Source organism: Streptomyces sp. NPDC059718 (assembly GCF_042733315.1).
GTDB lineage: Bacteria > Actinomycetota > Actinomycetes > Streptomycetales > Streptomycetaceae > Actinacidiphila.
The window spans coordinates 17,310-41,049 of record NZ_JBHWGA010000030.1 but is presented as its reverse complement, the minus strand read 5'-3'; the positions used below and the strand labels follow the sequence as shown (position 1 = coordinate 41,049).

21 protein-coding genes are annotated in these 23,740 nt (G+C 69.3%); 7 read left to right on the top strand and 14 right to left on the bottom strand.

Annotated features, from left to right (window positions below):
- Window positions 1-96 precede the first annotated feature (96 nt).
- Together ACFV3E_RS29735 and ACFV3E_RS29730 are read right to left on the bottom strand one after the other, a co-directional pair.
- Window positions 97-567: a winged helix-turn-helix transcriptional regulator gene (locus ACFV3E_RS29735; protein ID WP_500537459.1), complete on the bottom strand. Its 471-nt coding sequence runs from the start codon at window positions 565-567 to the stop codon at window positions 97-99.
- Window positions 568-842: 275 nt separating this feature from the next.
- The gene (locus ACFV3E_RS29730) at window positions 843-1,742 is read right to left on the bottom strand and encodes a PIG-L deacetylase family protein (protein ID WP_500537458.1); all 900 of its coding nucleotides are present in this window, start codon (window positions 1,740-1,742) and stop codon (window positions 843-845) included.
- A 309-nt stretch (window positions 1,743-2,051) separates the two neighbouring features.
- Between ACFV3E_RS29730 and ACFV3E_RS29725 the strand changes: the two genes are divergently transcribed.
- Window positions 2,052-3,500 carry an MFS transporter gene (locus tag ACFV3E_RS29725; protein WP_500537457.1) on the top strand — a complete coding sequence of 483 codons (1,449 nt, stop codon included), beginning with the start codon at window positions 2,052-2,054 and terminating at the stop codon, window positions 3,498-3,500.
- 165 nt (window positions 3,501-3,665) lie between these two features.
- On the opposite strand, the gene ACFV3E_RS29720 is transcribed toward ACFV3E_RS29725, so the two are convergent.
- Both ACFV3E_RS29720 and ACFV3E_RS29715 read right to left on the bottom strand, forming a co-directional pair.
- On the bottom strand, window positions 3,666-4,187 hold the full coding sequence (locus ACFV3E_RS29720; RefSeq protein ID WP_500537456.1) for a hypothetical protein: 522 nt from the start codon (window positions 4,185-4,187) through the stop codon (window positions 3,666-3,668).
- A 93-nt stretch (window positions 4,188-4,280) separates the two neighbouring features.
- Window positions 4,281-4,697, bottom strand: coding sequence for a VOC family protein (locus tag ACFV3E_RS29715; protein WP_500537455.1), 417 nt, complete (start codon window positions 4,695-4,697; stop codon window positions 4,281-4,283).
- Between the two features lie 152 nt (window positions 4,698-4,849).
- Between ACFV3E_RS29715 and ACFV3E_RS29710 the strand changes: the two genes are divergently transcribed.
- Window positions 4,850-5,308, top strand: coding sequence for a winged helix-turn-helix transcriptional regulator (locus tag ACFV3E_RS29710; protein WP_500537454.1), 459 nt, complete (start codon window positions 4,850-4,852; stop codon window positions 5,306-5,308).
- Window positions 5,309-5,376: 68 nt separating this feature from the next.
- Here the strand turns inward: ACFV3E_RS29710 and ACFV3E_RS29705 are convergent, their stop codons facing one another.
- Genes ACFV3E_RS29705 through ACFV3E_RS29695 form a run of 3 tightly spaced genes read right to left on the bottom strand, consistent with a single transcriptional unit; the run spans window position 5,377 to window position 7,525 of the window.
- Window positions 5,377-6,444, bottom strand: coding sequence for an MBL fold metallo-hydrolase (locus ACFV3E_RS29705; protein ID WP_500537453.1), 1,068 nt, complete (start codon window positions 6,442-6,444; stop codon window positions 5,377-5,379).
- A gap of 39 nt (window positions 6,445-6,483) precedes the next feature.
- Window positions 6,484-7,026 (bottom strand): carbonic anhydrase, encoded by a 543-nt coding sequence (locus ACFV3E_RS29700; protein WP_500537452.1) that lies wholly within the window; start codon window positions 7,024-7,026, stop codon window positions 6,484-6,486.
- A gap of 55 nt (window positions 7,027-7,081) precedes the next feature.
- Window positions 7,082-7,525 (bottom strand): carbonic anhydrase, encoded by a 444-nt coding sequence (locus tag ACFV3E_RS29695; protein ID WP_500537451.1) that lies wholly within the window; start codon window positions 7,523-7,525, stop codon window positions 7,082-7,084.
- A gap of 129 nt (window positions 7,526-7,654) precedes the next feature.
- On the opposite strand from ACFV3E_RS29695, the gene ACFV3E_RS29690 reads away from it, so the two are divergent.
- The gene (locus tag ACFV3E_RS29690; RefSeq protein WP_500537450.1) at window positions 7,655-8,080 is read left to right on the top strand and encodes a winged helix-turn-helix transcriptional regulator; all 426 of its coding nucleotides are present in this window, start codon (window positions 7,655-7,657) and stop codon (window positions 8,078-8,080) included.
- Window positions 8,081-8,246: 166 nt separating this feature from the next.
- Here the strand turns inward: ACFV3E_RS29690 and ACFV3E_RS29685 are convergent, their stop codons facing one another.
- Window positions 8,247-8,750, bottom strand: a complete 504-nt coding sequence (locus tag ACFV3E_RS29685) for a GNAT family N-acetyltransferase (protein WP_500537449.1) — start codon at window positions 8,748-8,750, stop codon at window positions 8,247-8,249.
- A gap of 487 nt (window positions 8,751-9,237) precedes the next feature.
- On the opposite strand from ACFV3E_RS29685, the gene ACFV3E_RS29680 reads away from it, so the two are divergent.
- Complete coding sequence (locus tag ACFV3E_RS29680; RefSeq protein WP_500537448.1) at window positions 9,238-9,672, top strand: VOC family protein; 435 nt, start codon at window positions 9,238-9,240, stop codon at window positions 9,670-9,672.
- A gap of 136 nt (window positions 9,673-9,808) precedes the next feature.
- Entirely contained in the window at window positions 9,809-10,543 is a 735-nt protein-coding gene (locus ACFV3E_RS29675; protein WP_500537447.1) for a translation initiation factor IF-2, read from the top strand.
- A gap of 69 nt (window positions 10,544-10,612) precedes the next feature.
- Here the strand turns inward: ACFV3E_RS29675 and ACFV3E_RS29670 are convergent, their stop codons facing one another.
- Genes ACFV3E_RS29670 through ACFV3E_RS29655 form a run of 4 tightly spaced genes read right to left on the bottom strand, consistent with a single transcriptional unit; the run spans window position 10,613 to window position 19,590 of the window.
- Complete coding sequence (locus ACFV3E_RS29670) at window positions 10,613-11,521, bottom strand: fatty acid desaturase family protein (RefSeq protein WP_500537446.1); 909 nt, start codon at window positions 11,519-11,521, stop codon at window positions 10,613-10,615.
- A gap of 25 nt (window positions 11,522-11,546) precedes the next feature.
- Window positions 11,547-12,461 carry a pyridoxal-phosphate dependent enzyme gene (locus tag ACFV3E_RS29665; protein ID WP_500537445.1) on the bottom strand — a complete coding sequence of 305 codons (915 nt, stop codon included), beginning with the start codon at window positions 12,459-12,461 and terminating at the stop codon, window positions 11,547-11,549.
- Between the two features lie 9 nt (window positions 12,462-12,470).
- Window positions 12,471-14,960, bottom strand: a complete 2,490-nt coding sequence (locus ACFV3E_RS29660; protein WP_500537444.1) for an MFS transporter — start codon at window positions 14,958-14,960, stop codon at window positions 12,471-12,473.
- Window positions 14,905-19,590 carry an amino acid adenylation domain-containing protein gene (locus ACFV3E_RS29655; RefSeq protein WP_500537443.1) on the bottom strand — a complete coding sequence of 1,562 codons (4,686 nt, stop codon included), beginning with the start codon at window positions 19,588-19,590 and terminating at the stop codon, window positions 14,905-14,907. The genes ACFV3E_RS29660 and ACFV3E_RS29655 overlap by 56 nt, the downstream gene beginning before the upstream one ends.
- A gap of 432 nt (window positions 19,591-20,022) precedes the next feature.
- On the opposite strand from ACFV3E_RS29655, the gene ACFV3E_RS29650 reads away from it, so the two are divergent.
- Window positions 20,023-20,775 (top strand): aspartyl/asparaginyl beta-hydroxylase domain-containing protein, encoded by a 753-nt coding sequence (locus tag ACFV3E_RS29650; RefSeq protein WP_500537442.1) that lies wholly within the window; start codon window positions 20,023-20,025, stop codon window positions 20,773-20,775.
- Between the two features lie 34 nt (window positions 20,776-20,809).
- On the opposite strand, the gene ACFV3E_RS29645 is transcribed toward ACFV3E_RS29650, so the two are convergent.
- Window positions 20,810-21,715, bottom strand: a complete 906-nt coding sequence (locus tag ACFV3E_RS29645) for an RNA polymerase sigma-70 factor (RefSeq protein ID WP_500537441.1) — start codon at window positions 21,713-21,715, stop codon at window positions 20,810-20,812.
- 352 nt (window positions 21,716-22,067) lie between these two features.
- Here ACFV3E_RS29645 and ACFV3E_RS29640 point away from each other — a divergent pair, with 352 nt between their 5' ends.
- The gene (locus ACFV3E_RS29640; RefSeq protein ID WP_500537440.1) at window positions 22,068-22,823 is read left to right on the top strand and encodes an SDR family NAD(P)-dependent oxidoreductase; all 756 of its coding nucleotides are present in this window, start codon (window positions 22,068-22,070) and stop codon (window positions 22,821-22,823) included.
- Window positions 22,824-22,827: 4 nt separating this feature from the next.
- On the opposite strand, the gene ACFV3E_RS29635 is transcribed toward ACFV3E_RS29640, so the two are convergent.
- Window positions 22,828-23,679 (bottom strand): helix-turn-helix transcriptional regulator, encoded by an 852-nt coding sequence (locus tag ACFV3E_RS29635; protein ID WP_500537439.1) that lies wholly within the window; start codon window positions 23,677-23,679, stop codon window positions 22,828-22,830.
- Window positions 23,680-23,740 lie beyond the last annotated feature (61 nt).

The window sequence follows — 23,740 nt, the reverse complement described above, 5'->3', positions numbered from 1 at the left end:
CCGTACCCGTTTCCAGGTTCACACCCATCCTTCGAGTGCACGACCGGGGTGGCCGCCAGGCCGAATCGGTGAGGGGGTTGCTTCCGGCCCGAGTGGTCAGCACCCCTCGGGTGCGTGGTGGACCGAGAACTCCCCCGACCGGATCGGCTTGCCGCATGCCCGGCAGCAGACCTCTGCGACGAACACTTCGCCGCAGACGTCGTGGATGAAGTCGATCCGGGGCACGGCGTCCTCGCCATGGGTGTCGCCCCAGCGCTTGAGCACCAGGATCACCTGTCCGAGGTCCCGCCCTTTCTGGGTGAGCTCGTACCCCGCCAGTCGCCCCTTTTCGGGCGAGTGGGGCTGGAGAATGCCGGACTCGGTGAGTTTTCGGAGCCGGGAGGACAGGACGTCCCTGGGAGCTCCGACGTCTCGGAGGATGTCCGTGTAGCGCGAGGCGCCGAAAGCCACGGCCCGCACGATGTGCAGGGACCATCGATCGCTGATCGCGTCCAGGGCGACCGCGAGGGAGTCTCTTGTTGGTTTGGTTTCCAAACCACGACGTGTATGCTGCGTTTGGTTTGACATTCAAACCACCCTAGTCGAGAGCTCCGCGAGCGCGGTGGTCAGGAGCCGATCCCGAGTGCCCTGCCTGCGGACCAGGGCCACTCTGTGCAGGCCCACTGAATTCGTCCGGCCGTGTGACCCAGCGAACGCCGCAGGGTCACACGGCCGGACGGCCCGACGGTGTTGTGGTCGAGGTGATGGGAGGAATGCGCCGTGACGTCGTCGCCAGGAAGGACGTCCGCGGCGGGCCCGCCGCCCCGCCCGCGTCGAGGAACCGACGCTACGGGGAGCGGGGCTCAACGGCCCCCGAGTGTGCCCTGGAACAGGTCGCTTTCCAGTTCGCCGTCGGTCCGCGGGGGATCGGCGAGGATGTACTCCTCAACGGGGTTCTCATGACCGGCCACGCTCAGCACTCGGTGCAGGGCGGAGGCATCCCCCTGACTGGCGTGTGCCGCAAGCGCCTGCAACTTGTGGGTCCAGAATCCGGATATGTCCACGACCGTGGTGAGGCTGTCATCGGTGACGCCGATTTCCAGCGGAGGAGTCCAGGTGCCAGGCCCCAGGATCGCTTCCGTCCGGGTTCGTGCCGCCCTGAGACGTGAGACGGAGAGGGCGATGTAGTAGAGCTTCGGCATGCGCCGGTACGGAGCCGTGCCACCCTCGCGCTGAACCGGAAATCCGCCGCCCTCCCGGATACGGCTGTGCGCGGCGACCGTCAGCTGATGCGTACGGATGTGATCGGGATGGTTCGAGAGCCCGTTGGGCGGATAGGTCACGACCACGTCCGGCTGGTACTTCCGCATGAGCGCTTCGACTTGCCGGATCATCGGCTCGCCTTCGAGTCTGCTGAACGCGCGAGGATCGATGTCGTTCACCGATTCGGGCATTCCCGAGTCAGGATGGCCCAGTTGGACCACGTCGCTGATGCCCAGCGCACGTGCCGACTTCGCCAGCTCGTCGGACCGCCGCGCGGCGACCTGCTCCGGCCGATGGTCACGGTGGCCCGGCTTACAACCACCGACCCCGTCACCCTGCCCACCGTCGGTGCAGGTGACGAGAACCGTTCGATACCCCGCCGCCGCATATCGGGCAAGCGTGCCGCCCGTCTGGCTGGCCTCGTCGTCCGGGTGCGCGTGAATGACCATCAGCGTCGGTCGCCGGATCTCCGATGTGTTCAACTGCACGAGCCCTTTCATCTGAAGCGGCAGAAGCGGATTGCCGCCTGACCGCTTTGCTTACGGTAGTCACTGATCGTGCGGTGAAGTGCCTGAGTGGACGCGACAGCAACGCCTGATCCGCGATGCGACAAAACCCGGCCCCGGGCTGGTTTCAGGGCTGCGGGTGGGGCGTATTCCCGACGTCCACGAACTCGAACCGGCTATGCACCCTGAACCTCTCATCGCCGCTGCATCCGTTGACCATGCATGGTTTGAGTTTCAAACCATGCGCTGCTACCGTACCCGAGCAAGCTGCACATCACAACAGCACACTAGGAGTGGTGCACCATGACCAATGCACAGCGCGCCTCTGTCAAAGAGAGTTCAAGACCCCCTGACGGCAACTCTCAAGGTGGGGCGTATGAAGTCAATCGGCGGGCCGGTTGGGTGCTCGCTCTGGGAAGCCTCGGTGCCTTCGTTGTCTTTCTGGACACCACGATCGTCAACATAGCTTTCGAGACCATCAGTCATAGCTTCAACACCACAGCCGGACACCTCGCTTGGGTCCTCAACGCCTACAGCCTGGTGTTCGCGGCCATGCTCATCCCGGCAGGCCGACTCGCCGACCGGTACGGGCGCAAGAACGTATTCATCATCGGCATCGCTGGATTCGCGCTGATGAGCGCCCTGTGCGGCCTGGCTCCGGGCGCCGGAGTGCTGATCACCGCGCGTGCCCTGCAAGCGGTCTTCGCTGCACTCGTCGTGCCGTCCTCGCTGGCGCTGGTCCTTCACGAGTTCCCTGCCGCTCGCCGGCACGTCGCGATAGGCGTCTGGGGTGCCATGGCCGCCGCTGCGGCAGCTGTCGGCCCCACGCTCGGGGCGCTTCTGACCGAATACGCCTCATGGCGATGGATATTCCTGGTCAACATTCCGATCGCAGCAGTCATCGTGGGATTCGGCAAACCTCTCCTGCACGAGTCCCGCGACCCGCGTGCTTCCGGGATACCCGACCCCATCGGGGCACTCCTTGTGGCTGCGATCCCCGCACTTCTCAGCTTCTCCATCATCGAGGGACCGTCACGAGGATGGTCTGATCCATGGGTGGTGGCCGGGTTCATCGGAGCTGCCGTCGCACTTCCCGTCTTCCTGTGGCGCACCTCGAAGGCCACACGGCCGGTGATGGACCTCACTCTCTTCAAGGAGCGTCAGTTCAGGGAGATAAATGTCGCAACGTTGCTGTTCTCGACCGCATTCTTTGGTCTCCTTCTTGCCAACTTGATATTCCTGCAGACCGTGTGGCACTACTCGGTACTGCGTGCGGCGCTCGCAAGCTCCGCGGGACCGGTTGTCGTCACCGTCATCGCGCGTTCCACCACGAAGCTCGCCACGGTCGTCGGACACCGACGCGTGCTGGTCGCCGGCGCCGTCACTTGGGCCCTCGGCTGCCTCGGGTTCGCCTTGTTCGTCGACGGCTCGCCGCACTGGGTCGCTCATTGGCTCCCCTGGACGCTGCTCACCGGCCTGGGTATCGGTTTGACCCTGCCGGTCCAGTCCGGCGCCGCCGTCGCAAAACTTCCCCCGGCTCAGTTCGCCGTTGGCTCCGCGATCAACTCCAGTTTCAGGCAACTTGGCGCGGTCTTGGGAGTGAGCATCTTCGTCGCCCTCCTGGGAACCTCGAGGACGGGCCCGGGGGTCGACAACTTCCAGCACATCTGGTGGGTCTTCGCCACCCTTGGCCTTGCCGCGGGTGTCGTCCAAGCCCTGCCCCGTCTGAGAGCGGGATCCGACCCTCGATGAACTGAGGGCCGACCATCCCCACCGGGCCATCCCCGGCAGGGGCCCTCGCGGCTCGGACGTCGAGTGGCTCGCTACGGCACGGCCGTTGACGTATCGAGCCACTCGGCATGAGCGGTGAGTACCGCATGGGCCGCCGCTCCAGGACTGCGAGAGACGAGGGCGGCCTCACTTGCTTGGACGCCACCGGAACCAGTGGTCGACCCCGTCGACTCGGTAGCGGTCGCCATCGTCGAACCGCACCTCACCCACGAGCCGTCGAGCACCGTCCGGTGCCTGACGATGAGGCGCGAGCAGCACATCCAGTTCGTCATAACGGGCATCGACCCCGCCGAGGGCTGGATGACTCTCCGTCTCGACCATCCCGGCGGCTTCATGCCGCTCGTTCCACCTGACGAAGATCGCCCACTGCTCGCGCTCCATCGCCACTGCCGCTTCGCTCGCGGGCCATACGTAGTACTCGTCGGCCTCGTCTGCGTGGTCGTAGTCGCGACCCTCGTAATAGTGCGGAAGGCCATCGATGTCTGCGAGCCCCTTGCGGGGCCCGTCGTACCACTCCAAATCGACGTGCGTACGCTCGAAACCGTCCGCGATCAATTGCTGCTCGTCCCAGGTCTCGGCCACGTCGCCAGAGTAGTGACCAGTGGTCTCGCCATCCATGATCGCGATCTGCGGCTGGAGGGGAACCACGGTCCACTCATCACGCTCAAGCCCTCTTGCCCGAGATCTTTCCTTACGGCTCGGGCAAGAGGGCTGAGGTGCGCGGCACCGCTGATGGTGAGTTCAGGCGGTGGCCGGGGCAGTCACGTTGACCAGCCAGGCTGTCCCGAACTTGTCGACGCACTGGCCATGCAGTGCACCCCAGGCAGACCTGGCGAAGGGCACTGAGACGGTCCCGCCCTCGGTGAGCCTGGACCAGTACCTGGTGAGGTCCGCCTGGTCACCGCCAAGGGCCACGGAGAAGGAACCGTGGGGCTTGTGGTCCTCCGGGGCCGGGGTGTCCGATGCCATGAGGGTGACGCCGGCGTCACCCTTCAGCATCGAGTGAGCGACCAGGTTCCGCTGGCCGGCGTCCTGGGCACTGTGGAAATCCTCGAACGTGGTGATGTCCAGTGCACCGCCGAAGACCGACTGGTAGAACTCCATCGCTTCGCGCGCATTGCCGCCAAAATTGAGGTAGGGGGTGACTCGAGCAGTCATGGACCGTCCTCCATATGGTTTGGTTTTCAAACCATAACAGCGTGAGTGGGGTGCCTCCAAGTCAAGCCCGCGACTGTCCAACGGGCCTGAAGTCGAGATCAAGCCGACGGCCGACGGTTTGATGGGCAAACCATGGATTGTTATGCTGAGACATGCCCGAATTTCCCGTAGTCCCCGGAAGGCCTTGCGCAGCCGCGGCCACGCTCGAACTCGTCGGCGACCGCTGGTCGTTGCTGGTGGCTCGCGAGATCATGTTCGGCAATCGGCGGTTCAGCCAGATCGCCCGCAACACCGGTGCGCCGCGCGACCGGCTGGCAGCGCGGCTCAAATCCCTCGTGGCCAGCGGCATCCTCGAAAAGCACGAATACCAGGCGACCCGATTCGAATACCACCTCACCGAGGCCGGCAAGGAGCTCTTCCCCTTGCTCATCAGTCTCCTGGCCTGGGGCGATCGCTGGGCGGTCAGCGAGCCTCCCATGATCGTGGAACACCATGGTCACCGTGTTCAGCCGACCACCGTGTGCGGCGTCTGCGGGGAAGGCATCGACGGCCGAGGGCTTCACTGGACACCCAATGCACCCGGCTGGTCGATAGCAGGGCCCGACGCCTGAGCGTCCCCACCGGCGCGGCCCAGGGCAGCCGATGCCTCACCACTGGATGGCCTCCCGCACGGCAGGGCTCAAAGAACGGACGCCTGAGAAGTGAGGCGGTGTGTGGTGCCGCTGCTGCCGGCGGCCCACGCGTCCGGCATGGCCGCTGCCAGGGCGTGCTGGGCCCGCCAGCCGGTGCAGTGCCCCGGGGCGATGAGATGTGGGGCGAAGTCCGTGAGTGCGCTGACCGTGGGAGCGATGACGGGTTCGAAGGCGGGGCCTGTCAGATGGAAGCCGCCCAGCAGGGCGTGGAGGGACCGTACGCCGGTCAGCCGCTGTGCGTGGCGGACGATGTTGATGACTCCCGCGTGACCGCAGCCGGTCAGTACGACCAGGCCGCGGCCCTTGAGATGCACCACCAGAGCCTGATCGTCGACGACGTGCGGATCGTGCTCCCAGTGGTCACCGCGCCACGCCTGGTGTGCGGCCGGCATGCCGTGCTCGAAATCGGTGGTGCGGTCCACCTCCCCGGTGATGAGCACGCTTCGGTCGACGAGGAGGGAGGGCTGACTGCGTTCGACGACCTCGAATCCCTCCGCGTTGAGCGCCCTTTTGCTGAGGGTGGGCATGTCGAAGGTGCTCTGCGGGGTGTGGAGACGGCGTCGGGTCCAGGCATGAGGGTGGACGACCATCGGCATCCTGGCGGCGCCGAGCCTGCGGGCGAGGCCGCCGAGGCCTCCCGCGTGGTCGAAGTGGCCGTGGCTGAGGACCACGCCCTGCAGGTTCCTCAGTCCGATTCCGAGCCGGTCGGCGTTGGTGACCAGACCTGACGGCGACAGACCCGCGTCGAACAGCAGCATGGTCTCGCGGTCGTCGCGGCGGACCGTGACCAGGGCGGAGAAGCCGTGCTCGGCCAGCAGGCCCACTGCCGTGTGGCCCGTTTCGAATTGGCCGGCCGCGGTGGTCGCGGGGCCGAATCCGGTCCTGGTGGTGTGTTCGTCGCCGACCAGCAGGGCGTCGAAGGTGTTGTCCATCAAGACCGTGACGCGGACCTCGTCGACGGGCTGGAGGGTGATCGGGTCCACGGCGCTGCCTGGGACCGGTCGCGGGGCGGACAGTTCCGCGTCGCGCGCGGAGGCGTGGGTGGTGTCGCACATGGCGGTCCGATGTCCGTTCGTGCTGCAGGGAGGCCGGGATCAGGCCGTCGGGACGGCGGTGGGCGGGACGACGACCTCGACCGTTCCGGAGGAGACGTCGTACACGAGGCCGGAGACCAGGAAGTCGGGCCTGCTGACCTCCCGTTGGATGACGTCGACGTCCACACGTACGGAACCGTAGGGGTCGCTGACGGACTTGGCGGCCAGTTCGGCGGGGGAGACCTCGAAGTACTCGGCGAGGAGGTCGCCGAAGGGTGCCAGGTCGGTCATGCCGCAGTCGGTGTGATGGAGGATCACCAGGTTCCAGGGCCCGCCGGCCTTGCCAGTGGGGTTGGCCTGGCCGACTTTGCCGAGCATCGTCATGGTGCGCAGCGTCGCCGGCGTGATGCGGCCTCCGACGTTGCGGATCACGGCCGCCTCGCCGCGCTTGAGGCCCAGGACGTACGACGGGTCCACCCGCGGGTCGACGCATCCGACGACCATCATGTTGCCGGTGGGGTTGATGGTCAGACTCGGCCCGGTCGGAAACTCTTCGGCGACGAAGTCGGCATTGCGCCGCACCAGCTCGTCAACGTCGGTCATGACAACTCCAGGCGCTTGATCGCGGGGGGTGACGGACCCGGCCCTGTCGGCGGGCCTACGGGGCGACGACGGTCTCGACCTCGCCGGTGGACACGTCGTACAGGAGACCCGAGACACGCACCCCCTCCAGGCGGGCCTCCGCGCGAAGGGCGGCGACGTCGTGGGCGATGGCCGCATGCGGATCACTGACCGCCTGCTCGGCCAGCCCCGCCTCATCGGTCGCGAAGTAGGGGGTGAGCAGTTCGGGCTGGTCCTCCAGCAGGATGATGCCGCAGTTCGTGTGCTGCAGGACGATCAGTTCCCACCCCGGACCGAGATCGGCGCCGGCCGCCTGCGTCACCCTGCGCAGCATCACCAATTCTTCCAGCGTCCGCTTCGTGACGCGGCCGCCCACGTTGCGGATGACCGCGATCTCCCCCTGCTGCGCACCGAGAACCGCCTCGGGGTCGACACGGGGGTCCACACAGCCGATGACGATCGTCTTGAGGGCCGGCATCATGCGCAGCCCCTCGGTGAACCGCGTCTTGGTGACGTGCCCCTTCAGCTGGCGAGTCCATTTTTTGTACTCACTGACGTGTACCGTAACAGTGTGAGTCCGGAATCGATACCAACCCCGCGGGAATGCTCGATGAGCGACGCACTCGAGATCCTCGGTGACCGCTACTCGCTGCCCGTGCTGCGCGAGCTCCTCTACGGTTTCCACCGTTTCTCCGACCTCGTGAAACTCACCGGCGCCCCCCGCACCCTGCTGACCGGCCGCCTGCGACGCCTCGAAGAGGCCGGAGTCATCGTGCGGCAGCAGTACTCCGAGCGCCCCGCCCGCTTCGAGTACCACCTCACCCAGGCCGGGGTGGACCTCATCCCCGTGATACTCACGCTCAAGGAGTGGGGCGAGCGCCACACCGGCGACAGCGAGCCCAAGGCCGTGTTCCGGCACAGTTGCGGCGCCGAACTGCACCCGCTGACGACGTGCAGCCACTGCCGCGAGGAAATCCGCCCCGGAGAATTCGACGTCGCAGGCGGCACACATCCCCCGGTGCTACAGGGTTGGTAGGCCGGCCGCAGATCATGATCTTGCCGGTAAAGGCCGTGCAGACATGGGTGCGCCGCCGTTGATCATCGGTATGCGAGGACAGACGATCACGTGGCCGCTGGTCACAGCGCAGACCCTGGCCGGTTCACGCGGGTCGAACCCCGACGCCGGATCCGGCGGTTGGCACTCACGGCAACGAGCGGGTGAGCCACACCACTTCGCCGTTGTCCTCCATGGAAACGTGATCCCGCTCGAACCCGAGCTTCTCGAGGACACGCAACGAGGCTGTGTTCCACGTACCGACGGTCGACCAGAGTCGTTTCCGCCCGGTCGCTGTTGCGGCGTCGAGTACCGCGCGGGCCGCCTCGGTGGCGTAACCGTGCCCATGCGCGCGCTGGAACAACTCATAGGCGATTTCAGGTTCGTCCAAGGTGGAGCGGCCGATGATCAGCCCGCAATAGCCGATGAAGTCGCCTCCATCGCGACGCTGGATGGGCAGCAGGGCGATCCCCGTGCTCTCCGTCGCGGTGAGCAGCTCCGCGATGGCCGTCCGGATGCGCTCGACCGTGGGCGTGCCGTTGCCGCGTTCGGAGAGGAGGGCGCTGAACTCAGCGGCGTCCGACCCGGCCCACGGCCGCAGTATCGGCCGCTCGGTCTCAAGGTGGAACGACATCGTCTCGTACGTAGACATGCCCCTACTCTGCCCCACGGCTCATCACGCACTGCGGCTGGAGTACCGGACGCACCGCCGGCGCCCGCACAGCCGCACCCGGAGGCGCAGGGGACCCCCACCGCTGCCCTCCCCCCTCTGTGATGCCGTGGACCCACGAGAAGGGGGACGGGAAGCGGCGTGCGAACAGCCGCGCGAATCGGGCAGTCTGGTGCACCGGGTGGAGCGGGCGGGACCTTGCTCGGGCAGGCCGTCTGCCGTTGGGCGCTGGCCCTCGGTGATGCCGACCCCGGCGCCACGGACCGACCCGCACCTACCCCTTCCGACCGCCTACGGCCACCAACTCTTGGCAGCCGTCATCTAGAAGAACCAGTAGCCGTTGCCGCTGTTCAGCCTCCACAACAGCAGGTCCCGGGTGATCTGCCCGTACACCCCCTCGACGACCGGTGCGGATCCGTCTGGGGAAATGAGCGGCGGAGTCCGCGAGTCCGCCTGCTATGGTGCGCCGATGTCAGCGATCAAGAAGTTCCAAGTCACCTTTGACTGCGCGGAACCTGAGCGCCTCGCTCGTTTCTGGTGCGAGGTGCTGGGGTATGTCGTACCGCCGCCACCGGAGGGGTTCGCCACCTGGGAGGATTTCAACGGCACCCTGCCTCCTGCGGAGCAGGGTTCATGGTTCGCCTGCAGTGATCCCTCAGGCGTGGGCCCGCGCCTGTACTTCCAGCGCGTCCCCGAAGGCAAGATCGTCAAGAATCGGGTGCATCTCGACGTCCGGGTCGGCACCGGGCTCGTGGGGGACGAGCGCCTCGCCACGCTCGAAGCTGAGTGCGCACGACTGGTCGCGCTCGGCGCCACCCATGTGCAGACGCTCTATGCCGATGAGGAAAACGAGTCGTGCATCCCCATGCTGGACATCGAGGGCAACGAATTCTGTATTGACTGAGCATTCTCACGCGCGCCGCCGGAACCTCACGGGGTGCGCCCACGTCTGATCGCCGCACCGGCTGAGTACGATCGCCCACGCCGGTCTGAGTACGCGAACCGTTACCCGCCGCGTGCGGTGCCGAAAGGGTGGACGCATGCGCCGACTACTGCTGCTCGCCCCACTGTTGCTGTTCACCGTCGGTTGCGGGGTGGTGCAGTCCTCCGAGGACGAGGCGACGGACGCCGCACGGGAGGTGGCCAGGAATGCGGGTGAGCGGCTCTACGGCCAGCGTCCGCGCACGGCCGAGGAGGTCGGGCGAGCCGCTTCCGGCATCGACGGCGTGGAGGTGATGCGGGTGACGGGTACCTCGACACACGATGGGGACGGTGTCGACGTGGTCGTCCGCACGTCCGGATCGGCGTACAACGGATGGTTCGACCCCGAGGAAGTCGTCGTGCGGCGCTGCTTTGCGGTGCGGGTGTCGCCCAGGTCGGAGTGGCGTGAGGATCCCCGTGACGTGGAGTGCCCGGATGGCCCTCCGCTGACCTTCGCCCCACCACCCGAACCGCCACGGTTGCCCTACGAGGAGCTCCGCGCGAAACTTCCCCGGGTACCTGAGGGCGGCCGGGTGGACGAAGCCGAGGTGCGCCGTACGCTCGCCGCCCTGGACCTGGATCCGGCGATCCGTACTGAAGTGAAGGCGGACGGCGGCCTGGTCGGCGTTCTCCTGTCGGTGAAGGGCAACGGCTTTGACGCGCAGGACTGCCTTCTTGCCCGCGTGGGCCCCGGCGCCACCGAGGTGTGGGTGCCGCCCCGGATCCAGCGGATGCCCGGAGAGGGCGGCTGCACCGTCGGCAACGCCCTGGACCCGGCACCGCCACCGCACTGAACGGGTTGCTGCCAAAGGCGGATAGCTGGGTGGTGGCAGCCGGAGGACGCACCTTCGGCTGCCTCCGGTTCAGCGCCGTACCGCCTGCCACAGGGCGCGGTAGAAATCGAGGTAGGTCCGTTCCACGTGCACGGCGTACCGGACGGTTTCCGCGTGGCGGGTGGGAAGCCGGTTGATCGGGACGCTCATCGCCGCGTGGTGCTCGATGTGCAGGTTGTTGCCGTTGGTGAACCAGGTGCTGAACCAGCTCCCGCGGATGGAACGGGTGTTACGAAGGACATCCGCGGTGTCGGTGTCGCAGAGGATGTGTTCCGGCAGTTCCACGAGGAAGTGCATCGGCACTGCGAGCACCAGGGGCAGCAGCCACAAGAGCAGCACCTCCTCGTGGTAGCCGGCGGCGGTGAGGACGCCCACCAGGGCGATGACGCCGCCGAGGACGAGGTGCTCGGTGATCACCCGGCGGCGCATCTTCCGGCTGATGTCGCCGAGTTCGTACTGCCAGCGACCGGTTGCCGCGCGGGCGACGTCGCGGACGACCACCGCGAGCCGCCGGTAGTCGAACAGTCCGCGCAGGAGCATCGCCTTCGTCAGGGGTTCACGGGTGTCGAAGCCGAAGAACTCGGTGTCCTGCGGCGTACCGAGGTAGCGGTGGTGCTGCAGGTGCCGGACCCGGTAGTGGCTGTAGACCACGAGCATCGGGATGCCGAGCGGCACTCCGACGAGGCGGTGCGGCCATGCACTCCGGAAGGCCGAGTGGTGCAGGGCCTGGTGCTGCAGCTCGACGGCGTGGGTGTACATGGCGGCCAGGAGCACCACGCCGATGACCACGGCCGGCGGCTCGGACCGCAGTGCGAGGATGGCGCCGAGCGTGGTCAGCGCGGCCAGCAGGGCCAGTTTGGCAAGGAAGATCCGTTCGTCCCGCGCGGCCGTTCGCGTCCGGGCGAACAGCAACGTGGGGGACGGTGCCACGTGGGTCATCGAACATCCTCCGTGAGAGGTTCACTCAGCGTCCGCTGAGCAGCACGACGTGGGTTCCGGCAAGGGCGGTGGTCCGGGCATGGCCGAGGAGTCCCGCCAGGGCGACCGATCCGGCGGCGGTGGGGCGGGCACCCCGGGCGGCGAGCACCGCCGCGGCGGCGCGCAGCTGGTCGTCGTCGACTCCGTGGACGGCACCGCCGGAGTCGGCGACCGCCGCCATCGCCTCGGGCCCCTGCAGCGCGTGCCAATTGACCAGGGGCTGGTTGTGGTCGGTGGTGACGACGCCCTCGGGCGGCAGGGTCCGGTACTCCCCGGGCCAGCTGGTGACGACGGGGTTGTTGGCGGCGGAGCCGACCCCGTGGATGGGCACCGACCAGCCGAGAGCCCGAAGCTGCCGATGCACGGCGATGATCGTGGTGCCGTTGCCGACGGGGATCCACAGCGCCGCCGGGGGCTCGCCGAGTTCCCGGTGCAGCGCGTGGGCGACGACGCCGTGTCCGGCGAGGACCGCGTCGACGTAGGGGCCGTCGACGTTGCCGTCGACCGATCCGTCGAGGAGTGCGAGCCGGCGTGATGCGTCGACGGCGTCCTCGTAGGTGCCCGGGACCGGGTGCACGTCCGCGCCGGCGGCGCGCATGAAGGCGCCGCCGTCGCTCCAGCCTTCCGGCAGCACCACGGTGCAGGCCATTCCGGCTGCGGCGCTGGCCATGGCCATGGCCCGGCCGTAGTTGCCGCAGGTGGCGATCACGATCCGGTGGTAGCCGTCGGCAGCGGCGCGCTCCACGACGGCCCGGGCCGCGGGTTCCTTGTGGCTGCCGGAGGCGTACCGGGTCTCGTCCTTGATCAGGACCCGGGTGCCGGGCACCAGTTCCCCGGCGTCGATGAGCGGAGTGCCGTAGGCGTCGACGGGTGCGTCAGAGGACAGTTCGTACAGGGACAAGGGGATTCCTTACCGGGTGAGCAGGGCGTCGGCTTCGCGCTGCAGGTCGTCGCGGGAGCCGATCTCGGCGGGCGGGACGGCGTTGGGCAGGTGGTCCTCGAGCAGCCGCAGCCGGCGGTTGAACCACCCGCGCACCGCCCACGCCAGCTGGAGGAGGCCGCTGATGACGACGAGCAGTGCCAGACCGCGGCCGGGTCCGGTACCGAGCAGGTGCCCGACGGTGCCGGCGAGCGCGCCGCCGGGTTCGAGCAGGGGCTGTACGTAGCGTTCGGCGAGTGGTCCGACCACGAGGTAGCCGAGCGGCATCGTCAGCAGCATCACCGTGATGAAGATCGACAGGACCCGGCCCTGGAGCTCGAAGCCGACCTTGCTCTGCACCAGGGCGATCCAGTGGCCCTCGGCGAGGGATTCACCGAAAGCCACCAGGAACATGCCGGTCATCACGAGGGCGGGTGCCGTTCCGGCGCCGACGACCGCCATCGCCAGACTGCCGACGCCCATGAAGATGATCAGCCCGTTCGCGCGCCGTGCGGTGCCGCCCCACAGGCCCATCAGCAGGCTGCCGGCCAGCCCGCCGAGGCCGCCCGCCGCCAGCGCGAGGCCCAGGACCGCGGGGCTCTGTTCGATCAGCAGCATCGGCGTGATGACGGCGAAGCCGAGGGTGTAGAAGGCGTGGTCGATGACGAAGAAGCGCAGCGCCGCGCGCAGCCCCGGTCGCCGGGCGATGTAGCGCCAGCCCGCGGTGACCTCGGTGCGGAAGGGCTCTTCGCGGCGGCGGAACATCAGGTCCGGGAAGCGGACCGGCAGCAGGGTGAGCACGCCGACGGCGAAGGTGAGCATGTCGATGACGAGTACGCCGGGCACGCCGATCAGGCCCACGAGGCCGGCACCGAGCATGGGGGCGAAGACCAGTCCGACGTTGATGCCGAGCTGGGTGACGCCGCTGACGTGCCCGAGGTACCGCTTCGGCACGAGTTGGGCGACGGCGGCGAGGTAGGCGGGCCGTTGGAACGCTCCCGCGAGCGAGGTCACCGACACGGCGAGGTAGACGTGCCACAGGTGCATCCCGCCGGTGAACATGAGGGCGCCGAGGGTGCCGATGGCCGCCGCGGCGGCACCGTCGCAGGCGAGCATGATCGTGCGGCGGTCCCAGCGGTCGGCGACGACTCCGGCCAGTGGTCCGGCGAGGATGCCGGGCAGCAGTCCGATCGCGTTGACGGTGGCGAAGTCGGTGAGGGATCCGGTCTGCTGGAACACCCAGATGCCGAGGACCAGCGCGCTGAGCCCACTGCCGATCATGGACACGAACTGGCCGAACGCCACCAGCGCGAACCGTTTCAGGCTCGGTTCGAGCAAGCGGCTCCGCCGCATGCCGAGACCCGCGGGGGAGGGGCGATCCGGTTCAGGAGCATGATCCCCCTGAGGCGTGCGGTCTCCCTCAGACGTACGGTCCCCGCGAGACGGGCGGTCCGGCCGGGGCTCGCGGTCGGGGCCCGGTACGTGGTCCGCCGCCTGCGGTTCCTGCGGTGCCGGCGTGGAGCGTCCGGCGAACGAGACCAGTTCCCGCGCCAGTGGCTCCGCATGGCTCTTGACGAAGAAGTGACCGGCTTTCGGAAGGACGGCCAGGTCGACGTCGGCGGAGAAGTGCCGCCACTCCTGGTGGCGTTCCTGGTAGTGCTCGGTGACCCGGTCGCGGGCGCCGACGACAGCCAGCACCGGCGCGCTCAGGGGCTCCGTGCGGGTCCCGTACGCCGCGGTGAAGTACTCCTCGGCATCGCGGGCGTCGTGGCGCACGTTGCGCAGCACCAACGCCTCCTGCTCCGGGTCGTCCAAGTCCGTGAAGCCGCCACGCCCGCGCAGGTAGGCGAGGTACTCGCGGTCGGAGGTGAACCGGTCGGTGGGTACCAGGCGGTAGAACCAGTCGAAGAACCGGCCGGGCAGCCGGGCCGTGGGGAAGCCGGCGCCGAGCCCCACGCCGACCAGGGGCAGGCCTGCCTCCTCCGCCCGCCGGGCCAGCTCGACGGTCACCGCGACGCCGAGGCAGTGGCCGTACAGCAGAACCGGTCCCTCGATCGCCTTCATCTCGGTCAGGACCAGTTCCGCCACCTCGGCCGCGGGCAGCAGCGCGTCGTCGGGCCGGGTCAGGTCGTGGCCCGGCAACTCGACGGCGTGCAGGGCCCAGCCGTCCGGGAGGGCGGCGGCGAGCGGCTGGTACGCGATGGCGCTGCCCCCGGAGTACGGGACGGCCACGACGGTGATCCCGCCGGTGGACGGGTCGGCGTCGGCGGGCGTCAGCCGGTGCAGCAGCCTGTGTTCCCCGGCCACCGCGGGATCACGCGCTTCCAGCAGGGCGGCGAGCCGGCGTACGGTCGGGTGCTGGTACAGCTCGACCAGGGTCGGTGCGGGCTCGATGCGCCTGATGAGCCGGAGGGCACCGAACGAGTCACCGCCGAGGGCGAAGAAGCTGTCGTCGATGCCGACCCCGTCGATGCCGAGCACCTCGCTCCACGCGGCCGCGATCCGCCCCTCCAGCGGCGTGCGGGGGCGCCGTGCCGGACGCCTTGCCGCCGTCGTCGCCGGGCGGCGGCAGCTTGCGGCGGTCGAGCTTGCCGTTCGGCGTCAGCGGCAGTGCCCGCAGGCCCATCAGCCGGGCCGGAACCATGTGCACGGGCAGCGTGGCGGTGAGCGCGTCGCGGATCAGCGTCTCGTCCGGCGGCTGGGCGGAGTGGGTGACGACGTACCCGACGAGCTGGGCGATGCCGGAGGGCAGCGGATGGACCGCGACCGCGCACGCGACGACGTCCGGGAGCGCGCCGAGCGCGGCTTCGACCTCACCGAGCTCCACCCGGTAGCCGTTCACCTTGACCTGGTCGTCGAGACGCCCGAGGAAGTCGACGTCGCCGCCGAGGTGGTAGCGGGCGGAGTCGCCGGTGCGGTACATGCGGGCGCCGGGTTCGGGAGCGTACGGATCGGGCACGAAGCGGTCGGCCGTCAGCTCGGGGCGGTCGTGGTATCCGGCCGCCACGCCCAGACCGCCGAGGTAGAGCTCGCCGACCACGCCCGGGGGCACCGGCCGGCCGTGCGTGTCGAGGACGTAGACCCGGTTGTTCGGGAACGGCCGGCCGATCGGCAGCGGGGCCTCGTCGGCGAGGTGGTGCACCGGGCCGTCGAAGTACACGTTGTCGACCGTCGCTTCGGTGACCCCGTACGCGTTCACGACCCGGTTTCCGGGTCCGCCCAGCCGCCGGGCCAGTTCGTACTCCCGGACGTGCCACTTCTCGCCGCCACCGATGAGCAGGCGCACGAAGTCCAGGCTCCGCCCGGACCGCTGGACGTGCGCGAGCAGGTTGCGCAGCACCGCCGGGACCAGTTCCGTGCACTGGACGTCCTCGGCGCGCATCAGGTCGTACAGCTCGGCCGGGTCCAGGAGGGTCTCCCGGGGGACGACGACCAGCCGGCCGCCGGTGCACAGGGCCCGCAGGGTCTCCCCGACGAACATGTCGAAGGAGAAGCTGGCCGCCTGCTGGTACGTCCAACCGGCTTCGAGGCGGTAGGCGTGCTGCCACATGGCGACGGCGTGCACGAGGTTGCCGTGGTTGACGACGACGCCCTTGGACTTGCCCGTCGAACCGGAGGTGTAGATCACGTACGCCGCGTCGGAGCCGCTGTTCACCAGCGTGAGGTCGCCGCGGTCGGACGGGAGCGGTCCCCGGAGGTACTCGGTGTCGACAAGCACCTTCGACCGGCTGTCCCGCAGCATGTGGTCGAGGCGGTCCTGCGGATAGGCCGGGTCGAGCGGTACGTACGCCGCGCCGGACTTGAGCACGGCCCACATGGCGACGAACAGGTCGACGCCACGGTCCAGGCTGATGGCGACCCGGTCGCCGGGGCCCACGCCCTCGGCCCGCAGCCTGCGGGCCACCTGGTTCGCGCGGCCGTTGAGCTCGCCGTAGCTGATGGTCGCCGAGCGGAAGGTCACGGCGGGTGCGTCCGGAGAGACCGCGGCATGGCGCTCGAAGAGCTGGTGCAACGCGGTCGCGTCCGGAAGGGCGATGGCGCTGTCGTTCCAGTCGTGCAGGATCCGCTGCTGCTCGTCCGCGCGGAGCAGGGGCAGACGGGCGACCGGTGCTCCAGGGTCGGCGGCAGCCGCTTCGAGCAGGGTCAGCAGGTGCCCGAGCAGCGCCTCGATGCGGGCGGCGTCGAACAGTTCGGTGGCGTAGTCGACGCTGAGCTGCGGCCCGCCGGCGGGGAAGTCCAGGCTGACGGAGAGGTCCACCAAGGTCGCGGCCGGAGCGACCTCGCCGACGTAGCGCACGGCCTGCTGCCGCGGCGCGGGCGTGTTGTGGACCGTGAGTACGACCGGGCTGAGGCGGTTGCGGTTTCCGCTGCCGGGCTGCCCCAGCGTGCCGACCAGGTCGGGCAGGGCGAGGGCCTGGTGATCGAGATCGCGCAGCGTGGCGTCGCGGACCCGGCCGAGGAGCTCGGCGAAGGAGGGGTCACCCGCCACGTCACCCCGCAGCGGCAGGATGTTGAGCAGGGGCCCGACCACGGCCTCCAGGTCGGGGCTGCTGCGGCCGGCCACCGGCGACAGGACCGTGATGTCGGTACGCCCGGTGTAGCGGGCCAGCAGGGCCTGCAGGCCGGTGAGCACCACCATGAACAGGCTGGCGCCATGGGCCTTGCCGCAGTCGGTGAGCCGCTCGAGGAGCTCCGGGTCGAGCCGTCGGCCGATGCGGGCCGAGGCGAAGGAGCGGGCCGCGGGCCTCGGCCGGTCCGCCGGCAACTCCAGTTCCAGGTCGGCGCCGTCGAAGCGTTCCCTCCAGTACGCCGCGAGGCCGGCGTCCTCCCTGGCGGTGGCGGAACGGGCGGCCAGGTCGGGCACGGCGACGGGCGCGGGCAGCCCCGCGGCCGAACTGAGTCCGTCGACGGCCCGGGGGTGGCTCAGCGCCGCATCGTAGAGCGCGGCCAGCTCGTCGCACAGGACCGCCCCGGACCAGCCGTCGTACACCAGGTGGTGGATGAGCAGCACGAGTTCGTCGTCGTTGTCGCCGCGGACGACGAAGGCCCGCGCCAATGGCCCGCCGACGAGGTCGGTCTTGTCGACCGTGACGGCGCCGTCCGCCCCGGAACGCTCGGTGAGCGGAATGCGCCCGTGCTCGCCGATGACCATCCGCGGCTCGGTCCCGTCGTCGGGAAAGCGCGCGCGGAGCAGCGGATGCCGCCGGACGAGTGCGTCGAGGCTCCTGGTCATCGCCGCCATGTCGATGCGGCCGTTCCACCGGAACCGCACGCCGAGGGTGTGCGCGGGCAGGTCGGCGCAGATGCGTTCGGCCACCCAGAAGTCGCGTTGCAGCGGGGTCAGTGCCAGGTCCACCCCCTCGGGCAGGCCGTCGGCCTGGCTCTCCTCGACCTCGGCAGGTCCGGTGATCAGCTCGGCGACCGCCGCCAGCGTCGGCGCTGCGAACAGCCGGCTCAGCGTCAACTCCACTCCGTACCGCTGCCGCAGGGCGCCGATGAGCCGGACCGCCGCGAGGGAGTTGCCTCCGAGTGCCAGGAAGTCGTCGTCCGGCCGTATCTCACCGACGCCGAGCAGGGCGCCCCACAGTTCGGCGATCTCGGCCTGCGCCGGCGTCAGGCCCTGGGAGGACGCGGGTGCCTCGTCGGTCACCTCCGACAGAGCCTGCCGGTCGATCTTGCCCTGCGGGGTGAGCGGGAACGACGTATGCCCGGTCAGCACGGCGGGGACCATGTACGGCGGCAGGCGGCGGCCGAGCCCGGTGCGCACCGCTGCGAGGTCGGTCCCCGGGAGTGCGACGACATGGCCGACCAGGCGTTGCTGCCCGGCGCGTTCCTCCACCAGGACGACGGCGTCGGCCACGGTGCCGTCCGCGCGCAGCGCGGCCTCGACCTCGCCCGGTTCGACACGGAAGCCGCGGATCTTCACCTGGTCGTCGAGCCGGCCGAGGAACACCAGGCTGCCGTCGGACGCACGCCTGACCCGGTCACCGGTCCAGTACTCCCGGCCGCCGTCGGGTCCGGGGCGGAACCGGTCCGAGGTGAGGTCGGGCCGGTGCAGGTAGCCCGTGGCCACGCCGGCGCCGCCGATCACCAGTTCCCCGGTGTCCGCCGGCCCGCCCTCGGCGTCGACGACACGGCAGGTGACGCCCGGCAGCGGGTGACCGATCGGCACCTGGTCGCCGTTCCACCGGGTCAGTTCGGCGACGGTGGCCACCACGGTGGCCTCGGTCGGCCCGTAGGTGTTGAGCAACTGCACGGAGGTGCCGACCGCTTCCTGCCAGCCGCGGACCTGGTCGGCGCGGGCCGCCTCGCCACCGATGATCACCAGCCGGACCGTCGCCGCGAGGGTGGCCTCACCGCGGACCAGGGCCGTCACGAGCTCGTGCCAGTAGGCGGTCGGCAGGTCGAGGACCGTGACCGCGAGGTCCGCGCAGCGGTTCAGGAACAGATCCGGTCGGCTGATCATGTCCTCGTCGCGCAGCACGATCGCGGCGCCGCTGACGAGCGCGGGGAAGATCTCCTCGATGCTGGCGTCGAAGCTCAGGGACGCGAACTGCAGCACGCGATCGCGGTCGTCGAGGCCGTACCGGTCCACCGCGGCGCGGCAGAAAGCGTCGAGGGCGGTCCGCGGTACCGCGACGCCCTTGGGCCGGCCCGTCGAGCCCGACGTGAAGATGACGTACGCCGTGCCCGGCTGTCCGGGCCCAGGCCCGGTCCCGGCGGGCCCGTACCCGGAGATCCCGTCCTCGTCGACGACGACGCGGGGACGGGTGTCCTCGAGCATCATCCGCGTGCGCTCCGCCGGATACGCGGGATCCAAGGGCACGTATGCGGCCCCTGCCCGCAGGACCGCCAGCATCGCGACGATCGCCCGGCGGCCACGTGGCAGGCGGATCCCGACCAGATCCCCGGCCCGCACCCCGGCGCCGTCGAGTTCCGCCGCAAGGGCCGTGACCTGCTCGGCCAACTCCGCGTACGTCGTCACGTCCGCCTGCTCGGCGATCGCCACCGCCTCAGGAGCACGACGTGCCCGCGCGGCGACGGCCGCCCAGATGTCGACCGGACCATCGTGCTCCGGTGCGGCCGCACGACCGACGACTGCCTCGCTCACGGAACTCCTTCACTGATTCAGGTGATCGGATTCCGCGCAACCATAGAGGTGATCTTGACCAACACGGTGTGACACCGAAAGAAACATGTAATGTCGGGGCGCGTCGCAGTGGTTGGGGAAGTGTTCACGGACCCGGCCATGGACATCCCGAGCGTCACGCACTTCCGAAGGAAACAGGGCAGCCGCGACGGCCGCCTCCCCCCGGCGTTCATCCCCCATCTCCCGTGCACGCGAGCGCTGTTCATGCCCCGGCCTCACGCATGCAGAGGATGAGTGCATCAAGCGCGCGATCAACTGACGTGGAAGTACCGGGGCTTGCGGTGCGCCCCTGCCCACGGCTTCCCGAGCGCGACGATTCCCGCATGGTGTGCACCTCGAGGCGAGGTGACACGCATGGCGAACGCGGTGACGAACAGCCCCAGGGAGAGAGCAGTGACACCGGAGATCGACGAGCACTTCGCCGCCATCAAGGCGGAACACGGCGCCGACTCACTGGCCCGGGTGGAGCAGATGCTGGAGCCACGAGGCCTCACCGAACAGCGCCACCCGCTCCAGCAGGCAGCGAAGTGGGTGCTGCCGGGCATCCCGCAGATCCCGTGGCACGACCCGTACGCCCACCCCGAACTGCTCCCGCTGGTCCGCGCGCTGGAGAGCAACCACGCGCAGATCAAGGCCGAGCAGGAGGAAGCCTGGGCACGTCAGCGGGAGAGCTTCTCCGACTACGAGCACTACCTGGTCCGCCAGCGAAACTGGCAGGCCCTGTACCTCTACCGTGAGGGCGCTCTCGTGGAGGAGTCCGCACCGATAGCGCCGACCGCGTTCCGGGTGCTCGAGGAGAACGCCGTGAAGCCGGGCATCATCTGCCCACTTCTGGAGTCGCACTTCTCGACGCTGCTCGCCGGCGCCTCCATCGCACCCCACTGCGACCTGTGGAACTTCAGCATCAACCTGCACCTGGCCGTCGACATCCCGGAAGGCGCGGGCATACGTGTCGCGGACGAGACACGGCAGTGGCAGGAGGGCAAGAGCCTCCTGTTCGACTACTCCTTCGAGCACGAGGCGTGGAACCACGGAACGCGGACCCGGACGTGCCTCCTCGTGGACCTCTGGCACCCGGACACCACGCTGCCCGAACGGACCGCGCTGGTCACGCTCATGACGGAGATCCGCAAGATGATGGGCTGATCGTGTGCGGGATGGAGGTGGTGAACACCCGCCGCTACCGGTGGGTGGGGGCCAGTGATGCCACGTAGGGGGCCAGTTTGGCGGGGCTCACCACCCACATGATGCGTTCGATGCCTCGCTCCGACACATCGGCGGTCACGAGCGCCACCGCGTCACCACGGTTCGAGACAAGGGCAGCCGGCCTGCCGTTGGCCTCCACCCAGCGGATCTCCGTCCCAGGCCAGAAGCGCGGGGAGTAGGCGACAAGGGTCCTGGAGACGTCTGCTCGGCCGACGACCGGGATCCTGGATGCGCCGCGCATGCCCGCACCGTCGGCGTAGCTGACGACGTCCGCGGCGAGAAGTTCCTCGAGCGCCGCCAGATCACCGGTTCGCGCCGCCGATACGAACGCCTTCAGCAGACGCCGGTGTGCGGCGGAACTGGCCGGCTCCCTGCGTTCCGCCGCCAGATGCTTCCGGGCACGGCTCACCAACTGGCGCGTATTGGCTTCGCTGGTCTCCAGGATGTCCGCGACCTGCATGTACGGATAGTCGAAGGCTTCCCTCAGAACGTAGGCGGCCCGCTCCACGGGGTTCAGCTTCTCCAGCAGGAAGAGAACCGCCATGTCGAGTGCCTCGGCCCGTTCCGCTCCCAAGTGCGGATCCGCGCTGGTGTCGACCGGCTCCGGAAGCCAGGGCCCGACGTACGACTCGCGCCGCATCCTGGCCGACTTGGCGCAGTTGATCGCGAGACGGCTGGTGATCGTGGCAAGGAACGCCGCCGGATCCTGGACGTCGGCACGGTCGACGGTCTGCCACCGCAGCCACGCATCTTGGACGATGTCCTCGGCCTCCGCGGCGCTGCCCAGCACGCGGTAGGCGATACCGAAGAGTCGGGGACGCGCCGCCATGAAATCCCTCGCGGTCTGCTCGAGGGAATCCGCGTCATGACCCGCATGCATGAGTCGCCTCCAAGTTCGCATCACCACGGCTGATGGCAGGCCCAGTGGGACACGCGCTGAGCGGTGTGGTCCTGCGTGCCGCAGGATCCAGGTCGGACCACCCTCTGAACTCAATGCCGGATGAACGTATCACACTGTCCGATCATCGCGATGGGCGACCGTTTGCGCGGGTAGGCGTAGGCATCGCACCAGGTAGGCGGGCGTATGGGCGCGCTACCGGCGTCGTTTCGGGGGAGGGCTGCCCACTCTTGATGCGGTTCCTCCATGACACTGTTGTGATGCTCACAGTCTGCCGTGTCACGTCGTGCCCGGGCGAGCCGGTCACGCTCATCCCTCCATGTACGCTGCATCCATGTCCGAGGGTGTAGCCGTCACCGGCACCGCGCTGGTCACCGGGGCCTCGCGTGGCCTCGGCGCCGTGATCGCCCGACGTCTCGGGGCCGACGGACACCCGGTCGCCGTTGTCTACCGGTCGGCGGCCGAAGCTGCTCGCCGGGTGGTGACGGACGTACGCGCCGCGGGCGGCACCGCCGAGGCCTTCGCCGCAGACGTGACCGACGAGGCCGCCGTCACCCACCTCGTGGCGGACGTGACGACCCGCCTCGGCCCGGTCGCCACTCTCGTCGTCAACGCAACCGGCCCGCAGCCCGACGTGGATCCGGCAGCGGTGACCTGGCAGGACCATCTCGCCCAACTCGTGTTCTTCGTCAAGAGCCCCACACTGCTGATGCAGGCGGTGCTGCCGGCCATGCGCGAGCGCGGTGGCGGCCGGATCATCCAGATCGGTTCGGATGTGCTGGAGCGCGCTGTGCCCGAGATGTCGGCCTACGTGGCCGCCAAGGCTGCCCAGCACAGCCTGACCAAGTCCTGGGCCCAGGCACTCGGCCCGTTCGGGATCACCGTGAACACCGTCGCCCCGGGTTGGATCCGGGTCGAACGGCACGCCGGAGCCGACCCCGATTCCCTGGCCGCATACGCCGCCGAAGTGCCCCTGGGACGCATGGGCCGACCGGAAGACGTCGCCGCCGTGGCCTTCCTCGTATCGCCGGACGCCGGCTTCATCACCGGCGAACGCATCAAGGTCAACGGTGGTATCGCCCTCGGCTAGCGGCTCAGCCGGACACGTCCATACGTTGCGTGCCGATCACCGACAGCAGCCGTAGCGCCTCCTCCGCGGGAGAGCCAGGGTCTGCCGTGTAGATCACGACTTGCTGGTCGCGGTCGGTGATGTCGAGGACATCGCAGTTCACGGTGATGCGGCCGATCAGCGGGTGGTGGACGGTCTTGCGCAGGGTGGGCTCGGCGCGCACGTCGTGGGCGGCCCACAGCCGGGCGAACTCCGCGCTGCCGGCGAGGAGGTCGTCCACCAGGGTGGCCACCTCGGGATCGTCGGGGTAGCGGGCGGCGGCGGCACGCAGGTGCCGGGCCGCGGCGTGGGCGAACGCCTCTGCCTCGGATCGGTCGTACAGCAGCCCCTCACGCGATCGCGGTGCGAGAAAGGCGCGGCGGACCAGGTTGCGCTCGGGCCGGGACAGAGCCGAGAAGTCCTCCAGCAGGGCTGCCGCCAGGTCGTTCCAGGCGATCACCTCGTATGTCGCGGACAGCACGATCGCCGCGGCGTGCGGCAGCCGCCGCAGTAGGTCGAGGATGCTCTGCCGTACTTCACGCGGGGGCCCGGCCGGCGGGCCGGGCGGGGCGCCGGCGAGGTGGTGCAGGTGGTCGTGTTCGGCGTCCGACAGGCGCAGGGCCCGGGCCAGACCGGCGAGCACCTCGCGCGACGGGCGCGGGCCGCGGGCCTGCTCCAGCCGGGTGTAGTACTCGGTCGAGATGAACGCCAGCTGCGCCACTTCCTCGCGGCGCAGCCCCGGGGTGCGGCGGCGCGGCCCGGCGGGCAGACCCACGTCGGCAGGGGTGATGCGCTCACGCCTGCCGCGCAGGAAGCCTGCGAGCTCTCGTCTGTCCACGTCCCCCAGTGTGCGCGGTGCTCCGGAGCCGATCCAGGTACCGCCGGTGCCTGGATCGGCT

Excerpts from the sequence above, each read along its gene's own strand:
- ACFV3E_RS29735 (WP_500537459.1), bottom strand. The coding sequence starts at position 567 with ATGTCAAACCAAACGCAGCATACACGTCGTGGTTTGGAAACCAAACCA.
- ACFV3E_RS29730 (WP_500537458.1), bottom strand. The coding sequence starts at position 1,742 with ATGAAAGGGCTCGTGCAGTTGAACACATCGGAGATCCGGCGACCGACG.
- ACFV3E_RS29725 (WP_500537457.1), top strand. The coding sequence starts at position 2,052 with ATGACCAATGCACAGCGCGCCTCTGTCAAAGAGAGTTCAAGACCCCCT.
- ACFV3E_RS29715 (WP_500537455.1), bottom strand. The coding sequence starts at position 4,697 with ATGACTGCTCGAGTCACCCCCTACCTCAATTTTGGCGGCAATGCGCGC.
- ACFV3E_RS29710 (WP_500537454.1), top strand. The coding sequence starts at position 4,850 with ATGCCCGAATTTCCCGTAGTCCCCGGAAGGCCTTGCGCAGCCGCGGCC.
- ACFV3E_RS29705 (WP_500537453.1), bottom strand. The coding sequence starts at position 6,444 with ATGTGCGACACCACCCACGCCTCCGCGCGCGACGCGGAACTGTCCGCC.
- ACFV3E_RS29700 (WP_500537452.1), bottom strand. The coding sequence starts at position 7,026 with ATGACCGACGTTGACGAGCTGGTGCGGCGCAATGCCGACTTCGTCGCC.
- ACFV3E_RS29695 (WP_500537451.1), bottom strand. The coding sequence starts at position 7,525 with ATGATGCCGGCCCTCAAGACGATCGTCATCGGCTGTGTGGACCCCCGT.
- ACFV3E_RS29690 (WP_500537450.1), top strand. The coding sequence starts at position 7,655 with ATGAGCGACGCACTCGAGATCCTCGGTGACCGCTACTCGCTGCCCGTG.
- ACFV3E_RS29685 (WP_500537449.1), bottom strand. The coding sequence starts at position 8,750 with ATGTCTACGTACGAGACGATGTCGTTCCACCTTGAGACCGAGCGGCCG.
- ACFV3E_RS29680 (WP_500537448.1), top strand. The coding sequence starts at position 9,238 with ATGTCAGCGATCAAGAAGTTCCAAGTCACCTTTGACTGCGCGGAACCT.
- ACFV3E_RS29675 (WP_500537447.1), top strand. The coding sequence starts at position 9,809 with ATGCGCCGACTACTGCTGCTCGCCCCACTGTTGCTGTTCACCGTCGGT.
- ACFV3E_RS29670 (WP_500537446.1), bottom strand. The coding sequence starts at position 11,521 with ATGACCCACGTGGCACCGTCCCCCACGTTGCTGTTCGCCCGGACGCGA.
- ACFV3E_RS29645 (WP_500537441.1), bottom strand. The coding sequence starts at position 21,715 with ATGCATGCGGGTCATGACGCGGATTCCCTCGAGCAGACCGCGAGGGAT.
- ACFV3E_RS29640 (WP_500537440.1), top strand. The coding sequence starts at position 22,068 with ATGTCCGAGGGTGTAGCCGTCACCGGCACCGCGCTGGTCACCGGGGCC.